The sequence below is a fragment of the Dactylosporangium maewongense genome (assembly GCF_039531485.1).
Taxonomy (GTDB): Bacteria; Actinomycetota; Actinomycetes; order Mycobacteriales; family Micromonosporaceae; genus Dactylosporangium; species Dactylosporangium maewongense.
Window position 1 is genome coordinate 668,964 of record NZ_BAAAQD010000001.1, and the last position, 12,666, is coordinate 681,629.

A 12,666-nucleotide genomic window follows, 5' to 3' on the forward strand; every position below is an offset into this window, starting at 1 on the left:
GCATGACGTTGAGCGAAAGCACGGCGGCGCCGGTCGGCGAGGTGGTGCTGGAGGCTGTCGGCCTGACCAAGCATTTCCCCGTCCGCAGGCGAATGCGTGACCTTTTCTCCGGCACCAAGGCAGCCGTCCACGCGGTGGACGACGTCTCCTTCACTCTGCGACGGGGCAGAGTCACGGCACTGGTCGGCGAGTCCGGCTCCGGCAAGTCCACAGTCGCCCGGCTGCTCGCGCAGCTCTACCCGCGCACCGGCGGCGACATCCTCCTGCACGGCACGTCGACCAAGGTCAACGGGGGCAGGCGCTTCCGGAACTACGTCAAGCGCGTGCAGCTCATCTTCCAGGACCCGTTCGGTTCGCTCAACCCGGTGCACACGGTCCGCTACCACCTCACCCGGTCGCTGAAGATCCACGGCAACGCCGGCAAGACCGCGGCCGAGCTCGAGGAAGCCCTCGCGAACCTGCTGACCCGGGTCAGCCTCACCCCGCCCGAGCGCTACATCGACAAGTTCCCGCACGAGCTGTCCGGCGGCCAGCGCCAGCGCGTCGCGATCGCCCGCGCCCTCGGCGCCGACCCCGAGGCCCTGCTCGCCGACGAGCCGGTCTCCATGCTCGACGTGTCGATCCGCCTCGGCATCCTCAACCTGCTGCGTGACCTGAAGGAACGGCTCAACCTCGCCATCCTGTACATCACGCACGACATCGCCTCGGCCCGCTACTTCGCCGACGAGACCATGGTCATGTACGCCGGCCGGATGGTCGAGGGCGGCGACAGCGAGACCGTCACGCAGAACCCCGCGCACCCGTACACGCGGCTGCTGATCGAGTCCGCGCCCGACCCGGACCGCATCGAAGGCATCGCCGACCCGGCGACCATGGACCGGGGCAACGGCGAGCCGCCGAGCCTGATCCGGCCCCCCGCCGGCTGCCGCTTCAACCCCCGCTGCCCGCACGCCATGCCCCGCTGCAAGGTCGACCTGCCGCCGCGGCTGGAGATCGGCGACCGCGACGGGCACTGGGCCGCCTGCTGGCTGTACGACGCGGACACCGTCGCCAAAGAAGGCATCGGCTCCGCTGCCAACGGCAGCGCCGCCATCCCCACGCCGCCGGCTCTGACGCTGACGGAGGAGGCACGATGAAGTTCCTGCTGCAACGCTTCGCCTTCTACCTGTTCACGGCGTGGGCGGCGATCACCCTCAACTTCTTCATCCCGCGGGTCATGCCCGGCGACCCGGTCAGCGCCCTGATCTCCAAGAACCAGGGCCGGCTGTCCAGCGACGCGATCCAGTCCATCAAGGTGCTGTTCGGCCTCGACAAGGACCAGAGCCTCTGGGAGCAGTACATCGGCTACTGGAAGCAGCTGCTGCACGGCGACCTCGGCCTGTCGTTCACGTTCTACCCGACGTCGGTGTCCGAGGTCATCGGCCAGAGCCTGCCGTGGACGATCGGCCTGGTCGGCATCACCACGATCCTGAGCTTCATCATCGGCACCGCGCTGGGCGTCGGCGCCGGCTGGAAGCGCGGCTCGTGGATCGACAGCCTGCTGCCGGCGACCACGTTCCTGTCCTCGGTGCCGTACTTCTGGCTCGGTCTCGTCGCGATCGCCCTGCTCGCCGGCCCCGGCAGCTGGTTCCCGTCGTCCGGCGGCTTCACCCCCGGCCTGGTGCCGGCGTTCGACCAGTACTTCATCGGCAGCGCGCTCAACCACAGCATCCTGCCCGCGGCGACGATCCTCATCTCCTCGATGAGCGGCTGGATCCTCGGCATGCGCAACATGATGGTCACCGTCTCCTCGGAGGACTACATCACCGTCGCGCACGCCAAGGGCCTGTCCGACAAGCGGGTCGCCTTCAGCTACGCCGCCCGCAACGCGCTGCTGCCCAACGTGTCCGGCTTCGCGCTGTCGCTGGGCTACATCGTCGGCGGCACCCTCCTGGTGGAGATCGTGTTCTCCTACCCGGGTGTGGGTTACCAGCTCTTCCAGGGTGTCCAGGCCTACGACTACCCGCTGATGCAGGGCATCTTCCTGGTCATCACGATCTCGGTGCTGGTGGCCAACCTGCTGGCCGACGTGGCCTACCTGCTGCTCGACCCGCGCACCCGAAAGAGTGGTTGAGATGACCGTCACCCCGTCCAGCATCGAGCAGGTGATCCCGGGCCAGGGTTCGATGGCCCAGCCGAGCGTGAAGCCGGCCTCGAAGGCGAAGCGCAAGCGGTTCCGGTTCATCGCCAACGGCAAGGCCGCGACCGGCCTCATCGTGCTCGGCATCTACGTGCTCATCGCGATCATCGGGCCGTGGATCTCGCCGTACGACCCGGACCTCATCACGGCCGACAAGCTGCAGGCGCCGTCCGGCTCGCACTGGTTCGGCACCGACCACCTCGGCAAGGACATCTTCAGCCAGATCCTCGTCGGCGCCCGCGGCGTCGTCGTGGTCGGCGCGATCGCCGGCATCGTCGCGACGGTCCTGTCGGTGCTCATCGGCGTCACGTCCGGCTACCTCGGCGGCGCCGCCGACGAGAGCCTCTCCGCGGTGTCCAACGTCTTCCTGGTCATCCCCGGCCTGCCGCTGATCATCATCGTCACGTCCACCATCACCAACGCCGGCGACATCGTCGTGGCGCTGGTCATCGGGTGTACGTCCTGGGCGTACGGCGCCCGGGTCCTACGAGCACAGACCCTGTCGCTGAGACGGCGGGACTACGTCGAGGCGTCCCGCGCGACCGGCGAGAAGACCTGGCGGATCGTGCTGTTCGAGATCCTGCCGAACCTGACCGCGATCATCGCGTCCAGCTTCGTCGGCACCGTCATCTTCGCCGTCATGTCCGAGATCACCCTCGCGTTCATCGGCATCTCGTCGGTGTCGACCTGGAACTGGGGCACGATCCTGTTCTGGGCGCAGGGCCAGCAGGCCCTCGCGCAGGGCGCCTGGTGGTGGTTCGTGCCGGCCGGTCTGGCCATCGCGTTCCTCGGCACCGCGCTCAGCCTGATCAACTTCGGCATCGACGAGTTCGTCAGCCCCCGCCTGCGCACCTCCGGCGCGGGCTCCCGGCGCGCCCCCAACGGCGACAAGGTCACCATGCGGGTCGGGTTCACGCCCGTCATCCGCGGCCGCGTCGACAGCACCCCCGAGATCGAGATCAAGCACCAGACCAAGCAGGCCGGCCCGACCGACGACCAGGACGACGCCGTCGGCTCGGTGGAGTATGGAGCGAAGCCATGACCCGCACCCTGACCCGGCCGCTGCTGGAGATCAAGAACCTCGACGTCGACTACGGTCTCGGCGAGGAGGGGGTCAAGGCGGTCCGCGACGTCAGCCTCACCATCCACCGCGGCGAGGTCGTCGGCCTCGCCGGCGAGAGCGGCAGCGGCAAGTCGACCCTCGCCTACGGCGTCACCCGGCTGCTCCCGCCGCCCGGCGTCGTCGCCAACGGCTCCGTCATCTACCACCCGCCGACCGGCGACCCGTACGACGTGCTGAACCTCTCCAACGAGGAGCTGCGCAAGTACCGGTGGGCGGAGACGTCGATCGTGTTCCAGGGCGCGATGAACTCGCTCAACCCGGTGCACAAGATCTCCGTCGGCCTGATGGACGCGATCAAGGCGCACGACCCGAGCTCCACCAAGGCGGCCCGGGTCGCGCGGGCCAAGGAGCTGCTGCGGCTCGTCGGCATCGCCGAGGACCGGCTCGACGCGTACCCGCACCAGCTGTCCGGCGGCATGCGCCAGCGCGTCATGATCGGCATGGCGCTCGCCCTGGAGCCGCAGCTGGTCATCATGGACGAGCCGACCACCGCGCTCGACGTCGTCATGCAGCGGCAGATCCTCGGCCAGCTCGTCGAGCTGCGCGAGCGGCTCGGCTTCTCCGTCCTGTTCATCACGCACGACCTGTCGCTGCTGGTCGAGTTCTCCGACCGGATCGCGATCATGTACGGCGGGCGGATCGTGGAAGAGGCGCCTTCGGCGGCGATCTACCGCGACCCGAAGCACCCGTACAGCGCCGGGCTGCTGCGCTCGTTCCCGGCGCTGCGCGGCGAACGGCGGGAGCTGGCCGGCATCCCCGGCTCGCCGCCCGACCTGCGCGGCATGCCGTCCGGTTGCGCGTTCCACCCGCGCTGCCCGAAGGCGTTCGAGCCGTGCCCGACCAAGATTCCGATCCTGGGCAAGCCCGACGATCACGTCGGTGAGCCCCGCACCGTCGCCTGCTGGCTGCATCCGGTCACCGCCGGCTGAGCCTGCCAACGGGCACACCGTCCCAGTAACTGCAAACAGGAGAACCATGGACACGACCGCGACACCCCTCGATGTGCAGAACCCGATCGCCACACTCCCGCCTTCCTTCCGTTGGGGAGTGGCGACCTCGGCCTACCAGATCGAGGGCGCGGTCGACGAGGACGGGCGGACCCGGTCCATCTGGGACACGTTCTGCGAGGTGCCCGACGCGATCGACAAGGGAGACACCGGCGAGGTCGCCTGCGACCACTACCACCGCATGCCGCAGGACGTCGCGCTGATCCGCGACCTCGGCGTCGACCTCTACCGGTTCTCCGTGGCGTGGCCGCGGGTCCAGCCCCGCGGCCGCGGCCCGGTCAACCCGGCCGGGCTCGGCTTCTACGACCGGCTCACCGACGAGCTGCTCGCCAACGGCGTCGAGCCGTGGATCACCCTGTACCACTGGGACCTGCCGCAGGAGCTGGAGGACGCGGGCGGCTGGCCCGTCCGCGACACCGCCTACCGCTTCGCGGACTACAGCATGCTCGTCTTCGACGCGCTCAAGGACCGCGTCAAGACGTGGACGACGCTCAACGAGCCGTGGTGCTCCGCGATGCTCGGCTACGCCTACGGCGTGCACGCCCCCGGCCGGCGCGACTTCGCCGCCAGCATGCACGCCGTGCACCACCTCCTGCTCGGTCACGGCCTCGCGACCCAGCGCATGAAGGCGGCGGCGGCCCCGCACCACGAGTTCGGCATCACGCTCAACATGGGCGTCAGCACCCCCGAAACCGACAGCGCCGCCGACCGCGACGCCGCCCGGCGCAGCGACGCGCTCAGCACCCGCATCTACCTCGACCCGCTCGTGCACGGCCGGTACCCGGCGGACCTCGTCGCGGACCTCGCCGCGCAGGGCATCGAGCTGCCCGTGCAGGACGGCGACCTCGAGGTCATCAAGACGCCGCTGGACGTCCTGGGCGTCAACTACTACTTCAGCGAGACGGTCTCCGGCGTCGACGAGGACGGCAACACCCACGACGCCACCGGCCTGCCCGTCAGCCGCCCCATCCCGACCGGCCGCCCGATCACCGCGATGGGCTGGGAGATCGTCCCCGAGGGCTTCACCCAGCTCCTCGTGCGCCTGTGGGAGGACTACCGGCTGCCGATCTTCGTCACCGAGAACGGCTCCGCCTTCTACGACGAGCCCGACGAGACCGGCTTCGTCCGCGACGACGACCGGGTCGCCTACTTCGACTCCCACATCGGCGCGGTCGCCGTGGCCCGCCAGCAGGGCGCGGACATCCGCGGCTACTTCGCGTGGTCGCTCATGGACAACTTCGAGTGGGCCTACGGCTACGACAAGCGCTTCGGCATCGTCTACGTCGACTACGACACGCAGGAGCGCACCCCGAAGCAGTCCGCGCACTGGTACCGCGACACCATCAAGGCGCTGCGCGGCTGAGCTAGTCCGGCAGCAGGGGAGTTGTGGGCCCCTGCTGCCGGCCCAGCAGCGACGCCCTCGTCAGCGCCGCCGAGCCGAACCGGTCCCGGACCTGGTCCATCGCCTGGTCCAGCTCGCCGCCGGTGTTTGCCCGCAGCGGCAGCTCCAGCTGCACGGCACCGTCCCCGTCCAGGTTCGCGACGGCGATGCCGACGAGCGTCAGCCCCCGGTGCGCGATCAGCGACGCTTCTTTGTGATGCAGCATCTGTACGGCGCCCAGAATCGTCGCGGTGTGCCACGTCTCCTTCGCCAGGGTGTGCGAACGCGTCGCCTTCGTGAAGTCCGCGAACCGCATCCGCAGCACGACCGTGCGACCGCCCCGCTCGGCGGCCCGGAGGCGCCGGCAGACCCGGTCGACCAGCTCCGCGAGGACCGCGTCGACGAATGCCGGCTGGTGCGGCCCGCGGCCGAGGGCCCGCTGCGCCCCCATCGACCGGCGGCGCCGGTTGGTCTGCACCGGCCGCGGGTCCCGGTTGTGCGCGAGGGCGTGCAGGTGCCGCCCCGTGCCCTCACCGAGCATCGACACCAGGGTCGCCTCACCGAGCCGGGCGACCTGCCCCACCGTCATGACCCGGTGCGCGTGCAGCTTCGCCGCCGTGACGGCCCCGACGCCCCACAGCCGCTGCACGGGCAGCGCGTGCAGGAACGTGAGCTCGTCGGCGGGCTCCACGACCAGCAGCCCGTCTGGCTTGGCGACCCCGCTGGCCACCTTCGCCAGGAACTTCGTCCGCGCCACCCCGACCGTGATCGGCAGCCCGACCTCCCGCAGCACGTCGGCCCGCAGCTTCTCGGCGATCCGCCGCGGCGTCCCCGCGATCCGCCACAGCCCCCGCACGTCGAGGAACGCCTCGTCGATCGAGATCCCCTCCACGACCGGCGTCGTGTCCCGGAACACCTCGAACACCCGCCGGCTGGCCTCCGAGTACGCCCGCATCCGCGGCGGCACGACGACCGCCTCCGGGCACAGCTGCCGCGCCTGCCGCCCACCCATCGCCGTGCGCACCCCGCGCCGCTTCGCCTCGTAGCTGCACGCGAGCACCACCCCGCCACCGACGATCACCGGCCGCCCCCGCAGGCGCGGGTCGTCGCGCTGCTCCACCGACGCGTAGAACGCGTCCAGGTCAGCGTGCAGGATCGAGGCCCCGTCGGACACGAACATATGTTCGCATGACCGCCCCTTGCCAGGGCAAGGATCGCCATCCTCGAGCCGGAGTCACGGGCCACCGGTGCCCAGCACCGTGCACACACCCTGATGGTCGAGGGCGCGCACCAAGGAGTCGACCGGCCAGCACTTGGGCGTCCGCGACTCTGCCTGACCCGCAACCATTACACTTGGTGACGCGGGTGCTACGCCTGCGAAGATCAATTAGGTGGTATGCGTTACGGTGCTTAGTGAAGCGGTCGGCGCCGCTCCGGTAGCGCCATCCACCAACGCCTAGACGTGCCACCACCCACCCCCGACCCGTGACCGCCGCCGACGTGCCGCCCGCCCCCGCGCATCACGCGCGCGTCCAGCAGCAGAACTCGGCGCGCCGGCGCAGTCCGTTCGGCGGCCCTCAGATCAGCTCGCGACGCGCCGGTTCGACGAGCCGGGCGATGAATCGCGAGCCGGGGGCTACGCGGGTGGGCCGCCCTGCTTGCCGGCGATCAGCGCCCACACCACGGCGACCACCCCGCCGGCGGCCATCAGCGCGCCGGCGAACAGAGCCAGGAACAGCCAGCTCCGGCCGCCGCCGGTCTCGAAGTGCACGCCGTCGTCGGAGACCGGGCTGAGGAGGCGCCAGACGACACGAATGCCCAGGATCGTCGCGCAGATGCCGACGAGCAGCAGGTCCCCGGCGTCGGTGTCAGGGTCCCAGGGGCCGAAGTGCTTCAGCACGAAGACCGACCCGGTGACCACGATGGCGAGGACCGCCGACCAGTCGGCGGCCCGGCCGACGGCTTCCGGTGAGGGGCCCTTCATCAGCGGTCCTCCACGCCCAGCGGCAGGCGGGCCAGCCGGCTCTCCGCCACCCGTACGCGGATGTGGGTCCAGCCCTCGTCCTCCGCGATGATCGGCAACACGTCGCTGAGCAGCCGGGCGATCCGGGCCGCGGCCTCGGAGTCGCGGGAGAGCTGCTCCCGGGCGGTGGCCACGACCATCTGCTGCACCACCCGCGTGGCGGCGACGGAGGCGCCGAGCCACACCAGCGCGGTGACGACCAGGCTCGCGGCGTCCGTCCGTGCCGCCATGGCGACGGCGACCACCACCGGCAGCAGCAGGATGGACGCCGCGGACCCCGCGATCCGGGCGGTCGCGCCCCGGCGGCGCAGGGCGTCCGAGTCACGCAGGAGACGCTCGGCGGTGGCCAGGTACTCCTCGAACTCGGCACCGGTGGGTTCCCGGGAGCCGGCCTCACCGAACGCCACAGTGCGCCTCCAGACGGGCGAAGAACTCGGTCAGCAGGACCAGTGAGTCGGCCGGCTCCAGCTCCGGCTCCACGCTGCAGGCCAGCAGCGGGTCGGGGTCCCAGCGCTGCGGTCCGGTGCTCACCGCGACGACGTCGACCTCGAGGCCGAACCGGCGGCCGAACGCCGCCAGCCGCCGCCCGAACGCCGACGTCCGGTAGTACTCCAGCGCCTCGTCGACCCGCGACCAGAAGAGGTCGGCCTTGTTGACGGCGACCATGAGGAACCGCGGCCGGCCACCGGCCGGGTTGCGGACCCAGGACGCCGCGAGGCGTTGCAGCGCGTCCTCCAGGTCCTGCTCCTCGCGCTTGAGCAGCAGCTCCCGCAGCTTCTTCAGGTGGTCCTCGGCGAGCCGGTGACCGGGGCTGCCGGCGGTCGTGCGCAGCACCTTGCGGACCAGGGCGGCGTCGCCGCGGGTGTCCCAGATCTCGTTGTGCCCCCAGCAGGTCACGTAGACCGCGCCCATCGTCGTGTGCCCGGGCATGAGCCGGTCGCCGAAGGTCCTGGTCCGCTCGCGGCTCGCCTGGCCGGGCACGATGGTCAGGGTGACCTTGGTCCGCTTCGGGAACCACATGGTCCGGGACCGCGCGACGACGAAGTTCATGTCCTCGCGGTCGTCGCTCATCTCGGTCGGGTCGGGACTGCCCCGCTGCGCCGTCGTCCACGAGTCGCAGAGCATGTCCTTGCCCGCTCCGGGCGCCCCGGCGACGAGGATCGTGACCGGCGAACTGATCCGGGAGAACCCGTTCGCGAGGGTCACGGTCGTCGGCGCGCGCCCGGCGACTTCAGGGGAGAGCACGGGTCGTTCCGCGGGAGCGGTCACAGCATCCATCCATGGAGGCAACAGCGGACGCTCACCGTAGCCGGGCGTTCACCGGCGTTGCCAGTCGCCGAAGGTGCGGCCCGCCCTGCCGGAACGGCCAGCGACACCCGCGAATCGAGCGAAGACCACGCGGTCAGGGCAGCGGAAGGCGGCGCCGCGAATCCGAAAACCACACGGCCGTGGCGGCGAGCAGCAGCAGGACCCCGATGTTGGCCAGCAGGCGGAAACCGATGCCGGTGTAGGCGTCCCAGGACGCGATCGGCTCGGTGACCGGCGCCAGGTACATCGTGGCGACGACCGCGTACGTCAGCAGGGTGCACGGCGCCAGGAACCCGACGCCGGCCCAGGCGGTCCCGGCCGCCACCCGGCCGCTGCCCATGGCCCGGCGCATCCCGACCCAGCCGAGGGCGAACCCGACCAGGCCGAAGAGGGCGACCAGCGGGGCGACCACCGACGGCTCCCGCCGGCCGATCTCCAGGACGAGCCCGCCGGCCCCTTCCTGGTACACCTGCACGACCAGGTGGCGGCTGACCGCGGTGACGCCCTCGGCCTGGCCGGGCAGGTCCGGGGCGCGGGTGTCGACCTTCCAGTAGTGGTCCTTGACGAGCGCCTCCCGGGCGACGCCGATCGCGCCCGTGACGTTCTGCGCCGGAGGGTCGACGTGGTAGGCGATGTAGCCGCCGTTGTAGTCGTCGCCGCCGAACAGCAGCGCCTGCACGCCCTCGTACGGCGGGTCGTAGCCGAACGGTGGCTCGTGCCGCCGGTCCGGGGCGTGCAGGCGGGTGCCCGGCACGAGCGGCTGGACGGTCTCCAGCGCGAACCGGTCGGCGGGCAGGTCGTCGGACACCTGCCAGGCGAGCCAGCCGCCGAGGCCGGCGCCCAGCGCCCCGAGGGTGAGCGCACCGGCGAGCTTGGTGACCCAGTCGACCCATCCGCGACGCGACCTCGGTGAGGGTTCCGGCGTGTCCATACTTGATCTCCCCGATCGACGAACGGCGCTCGCACCATACACGGACACCCGGAAAAGCGCGTGCGGGTTGCGGTGCCGGTCGCGTAGAACTGCCGGGTGCTACAACTCTGGGCGGCGGTGCTGCGGCAGCCGTTCGCGACGGCCCTGGCGGTCACGAACCTGTTCACCCGGTTGTCGGCCGGGGCGGTCGCCCTCGCGCTGGTCCTGCTGCTGCAGCACGAGCGGGGGTCTTTCGGCGCGGCAGGGTTCGTCGCCGGTGTGTTCGCCGTCGGTACCGCCGCCGCGGCGCCGATCGTCGGCCGGCTCGTCGACCGGACCGGCCAGACACCGGTGCTGCTCGTGACCGCGGCCCTGCACGGAGGGTCCCTGCTCGGCGTGGCGGCACGGCCGTCGGCGCCGCTGTGGGTCCTCGCCGCGCTCGCCGGCGTCGCGGGCGCGGCACGGCCACCGGTCGCGGCGTGCATGCGCGGCATCTGGATCGCGATGCTGGGCGAGGGCGCGCAGCTGCGGGCGTCGTACCGCCTGGAGAGCGCGCTGCTGGAGGTCGGGTTCATCGCCGGGCCGGTCGTGGCGGGCGCGGTCGTCGCGGTCGGGCGGCCCGCGCTCGGGCTGGTGCTGACGGCGGGCCTCGCGGTCGTGGCGACGGCGGCGTTCGCCCTGCTGCCGCCGGCCCCGGCGTGGCGGCCGGCGCCGCGCGCGGCACGGGCGGGCGTCCTCGGGCCGCTGCGGGCCCCGGCGGTGCTGTCGCTGGTCGGCTCGCGGGCGGCGCTCGGCGTCGCGATCGGCGCGGTGCAGGTGGCGGCGGCCGCGTTCGCCACCGCCGGCGGGCGGGCCGGGTTCGCGGGGGTGCTGCTGGGCGGGTTCGCGGCGGGCAGCCTGCTGGGCAGCCTCGGGCCGCACGTGACGCCGGCGAGGTTCACCCTGCTGTCGGCCGCGATGGCGCTGGTACTGGCGCCGCTGCTGCTCCCCGCCGGCCTCTGGTGGCTGGCGGGGCTGTTCGTCCTGGCCGGGGCGCCCCTCGCGCCGTTGAACGCGCTCGCCTACGAGCTGACCGACCTGGCCGCCCCGCCGGGCACCGGCACCGAGGCCCGCATGTGGACGAGCACGGCGACGGCGGCCGGGGCGGCCCTCGGCAGCGCGCTCGCCGGTGCGGCCGTCGACGGCGCGGCGCCCCGGGCGGCGGTCGCGGTGGCCCTCGCCGGTGCGGTGGCCGCGGCGGCGGTCACGCTGCTGACCCACCGCACCGTGACCGCGCCGGGCGAGCCGCGGCGACCGGCGTCAGGCGGTGGGGGCGGGCTCGGTCAGCGGCAGCAGGACGAGGAAGCGGGTGTCGCCGGGGCTTGACGTGACCCGGATGTCGCCGTGGTGCTTCTTCACCACGATGCGGTACGAGATGTCCAGCCCGAGCCCCGTGCCCTCACCGACCGGCTTGGTGGTGAAGAACGGCTCGAAGATGCGCGGCCGGACCTCGGCGGGGATGCCGGTGCCGGTGTCGGCGAACTCGACCGCCAGGCAGTCGCCGTCGCGGGACGTGGTGATGGTGAGGGTGCCGTCGCCGTGCATGGCGGCGACCGCGTTGTCGATGAGGTTCGTCCACACCTGGTTGAGCTCGGCGGCGTACGCGGGGATCGGCGGCAGGTCCCGGTCGTAGCGGGTGACGACCTTGACCCCCTGCTTGGAGATCTTCGCGTTGAGCATGATGAGGGTCGCGTCGAGCAGCTCGTGCACGTCGGCGACCTGGAACGGCCCGCGGTCCAGCTGCGAGTACTGCTTCGCCGCGTTGACGAGACCGGAGATGCGGGTGACGGCGTCGTCGATCTCGCCCATCAGCAGCTCGGTCTCGATGGTGTAGACGAGCCAGCGCACGGCCGGCTCGAGGTCGAGCTTGCCGACGCAGACCTTCACGTCCTCCAGCCACGGCACGTCGACACCGCCGGCGACCAGGGTCGGGGCGAGGTCCCAGGCGCCGTTGACGCCGCGCTCGTCGAGCCAGTCGCCGACGGCGTCCTCGGCGTCGCTGGCGTCCAGGGCGGAGCGCTTCGGGGCGGTCGAGGCCAGCTTGACGGCGCGCTCCTGCAGCTCGACGAGGCTGTGCAGCTGCTGGCCGTCGAGCCGGCCGTCGGCGATCATCGCGAGCTTGTGCCGCATGCCGGCGACCCGGTCACGCAGGACAGCGGTGGCGCGCACGGCCGCCGCGGCCGGGTTGTTGAGCTCGTGGGTCAGGCCGGCGGACAACGCGCCGAGGGCGAGGAGCCGCTCCCGCTCGGCGGCCGCGTTGTTGACGTTGCGCATGCCGAAGAACAGGCCCTCGAGCAGGTGCATCGCCATCGGGAACCATTCGCGCATCGCGGCGCCGAGCTCGACGGCGGGCAGCTCGTACATCTCGGAGTCGGTGATCGCGTGCATCGTGTTGTTGTAGACCTGCGGGACCCGGTCGCCGAGGTACGCCTGCGTGGCACCGCCGTAGACGCCGACCTGGTCGGTGCGGCTGAGCTCGATGTCGTCGCCGTGCACGTTCCGGCTGAGGCTCACGGTGCCGGACAGCAGCACCACGAAGCAGGTCGCCGGCTCACCCTCCTGATACACCGGCCGCCCGGACTCGTAGCGCACCGCGGTGCCGCGGGCGGCGAGCCAGTCCAGCTGCTCGTCGTCGAGCGCCTCGAAGAGGAACAGCCCGCGGAGCTCTTCCTGGGTAAGCCGTCGGCTCATTCCGT

Annotated in this window: 12 protein-coding genes; 6 read left to right on the top strand and 6 right to left on the bottom strand. The window is 71.7% G+C overall.

The genetic code is table 11. The annotated features are described in order from the left end of the window. Positions 1–2 precede the first annotated feature (2 nt). The 5 genes from ABD332_RS02820 to ABD332_RS02840 are packed head-to-tail and all read left to right on the top strand — an operon-like array spanning position 3 to position 5,672. Complete coding sequence (locus ABD332_RS02820) at positions 3–1,136, top strand: ABC transporter ATP-binding protein (protein ID WP_344499148.1); 1,134 nt, start codon at positions 3–5, stop codon at positions 1,134–1,136. After that, the gene (locus ABD332_RS02825; protein WP_344499150.1) at positions 1,133–2,113 is read left to right on the top strand and encodes an ABC transporter permease; all 981 of its coding nucleotides are present in this window, start codon (positions 1,133–1,135) and stop codon (positions 2,111–2,113) included. The genes ABD332_RS02820 and ABD332_RS02825 overlap by 4 nt, the downstream gene beginning before the upstream one ends. Before the next feature lies 1 nt (position 2,114). After that, positions 2,115–3,221 (top strand): ABC transporter permease, encoded by a 1,107-nt coding sequence (locus tag ABD332_RS02830; RefSeq protein ID WP_344499152.1) that lies wholly within the window; start codon positions 2,115–2,117, stop codon positions 3,219–3,221. Beyond that, a complete protein-coding gene (locus tag ABD332_RS02835; RefSeq protein ID WP_344499154.1) occupies positions 3,218–4,231 on the top strand; it encodes an ABC transporter ATP-binding protein in 1,014 nt (337 codons plus the stop codon). Before ABD332_RS02830 ends, ABD332_RS02835 begins: the two co-directional genes overlap by 4 nt. A gap of 46 nt (positions 4,232–4,277) precedes the next feature. After that, positions 4,278–5,672: a GH1 family beta-glucosidase gene (locus tag ABD332_RS02840; protein ID WP_344499156.1), complete on the top strand. Its 1,395-nt coding sequence runs from the start codon at positions 4,278–4,280 to the stop codon at positions 5,670–5,672. A 1-nt stretch (position 5,673) separates the two neighbouring features. Here ABD332_RS02840 and dinB read toward each other — a convergent pair whose 3' ends face one another. The 5 genes from dinB to ABD332_RS02865 all read right to left on the bottom strand — a co-directional run bounded on the left by dinB (position 5,674) and on the right by ABD332_RS02865 (position 9,952). Continuing rightward, positions 5,674–6,864 carry a DNA polymerase IV gene (gene dinB, locus ABD332_RS02845; RefSeq protein ID WP_344499158.1) on the bottom strand — a complete coding sequence of 397 codons (1,191 nt, stop codon included), beginning with the start codon at positions 6,862–6,864 and terminating at the stop codon, positions 5,674–5,676. A gap of 462 nt (positions 6,865–7,326) precedes the next feature. Then, positions 7,327–7,674, bottom strand: coding sequence for a hypothetical protein (locus ABD332_RS02850; protein WP_344499160.1), 348 nt, complete (start codon positions 7,672–7,674; stop codon positions 7,327–7,329). After that, a complete protein-coding gene (locus tag ABD332_RS02855; protein WP_344499162.1) occupies positions 7,674–8,120 on the bottom strand; it encodes a hypothetical protein in 447 nt (148 codons plus the stop codon). Before ABD332_RS02855 ends, ABD332_RS02850 begins: the two co-directional genes overlap by 1 nt. Continuing rightward, the gene (locus ABD332_RS02860) at positions 8,107–8,982 is read right to left on the bottom strand and encodes a hypothetical protein (RefSeq protein WP_344499164.1); all 876 of its coding nucleotides are present in this window, start codon (positions 8,980–8,982) and stop codon (positions 8,107–8,109) included. Before ABD332_RS02860 ends, ABD332_RS02855 begins: the two co-directional genes overlap by 14 nt. A gap of 133 nt (positions 8,983–9,115) precedes the next feature. Continuing rightward, the gene (locus ABD332_RS02865; RefSeq protein ID WP_344499166.1) at positions 9,116–9,952 is read right to left on the bottom strand and encodes a hypothetical protein; all 837 of its coding nucleotides are present in this window, start codon (positions 9,950–9,952) and stop codon (positions 9,116–9,118) included. Between the two features lie 96 nt (positions 9,953–10,048). Here ABD332_RS02865 and ABD332_RS02870 point away from each other — a divergent pair, with 96 nt between their 5' ends. Further along, complete coding sequence (locus tag ABD332_RS02870; protein WP_344499168.1) at positions 10,049–11,296, top strand: MFS transporter; 1,248 nt, start codon at positions 10,049–10,051, stop codon at positions 11,294–11,296. Here ABD332_RS02870 and ABD332_RS02875 read toward each other — a convergent pair. After that, positions 11,231–12,661, bottom strand: coding sequence for an ATP-binding protein (locus tag ABD332_RS02875; RefSeq protein WP_344499170.1), 1,431 nt, complete (start codon positions 12,659–12,661; stop codon positions 11,231–11,233). The genes ABD332_RS02870 and ABD332_RS02875 overlap by 66 nt on opposite strands. Positions 12,662–12,666 lie beyond the last annotated feature (5 nt).

Bases quoted from the DNA above. Each gene is read 5' to 3' on its own strand.
- ABD332_RS02820 (WP_344499148.1), top strand. From the start codon at position 3: ATGACGTTGAGCGAAAGCACGGCGGCGCCGGTCGGCGAGGTGGTGCTG.
- ABD332_RS02825 (WP_344499150.1), top strand. From the start codon at position 1,133: ATGAAGTTCCTGCTGCAACGCTTCGCCTTCTACCTGTTCACGGCGTGG.
- ABD332_RS02830 (WP_344499152.1), top strand. From the start codon at position 2,115: ATGACCGTCACCCCGTCCAGCATCGAGCAGGTGATCCCGGGCCAGGGT.
- ABD332_RS02835 (WP_344499154.1), top strand. From the start codon at position 3,218: ATGACCCGCACCCTGACCCGGCCGCTGCTGGAGATCAAGAACCTCGAC.
- ABD332_RS02840 (WP_344499156.1), top strand. From the start codon at position 4,278: ATGGACACGACCGCGACACCCCTCGATGTGCAGAACCCGATCGCCACA.
- ABD332_RS02850 (WP_344499160.1), bottom strand. From the start codon at position 7,674: ATGAAGGGCCCCTCACCGGAAGCCGTCGGCCGGGCCGCCGACTGGTCG.
- ABD332_RS02865 (WP_344499166.1), bottom strand. From the start codon at position 9,952: ATGGACACGCCGGAACCCTCACCGAGGTCGCGTCGCGGATGGGTCGAC.
- ABD332_RS02875 (WP_344499170.1), bottom strand. From the start codon at position 12,661: ATGAGCCGACGGCTTACCCAGGAAGAGCTCCGCGGGCTGTTCCTCTTC.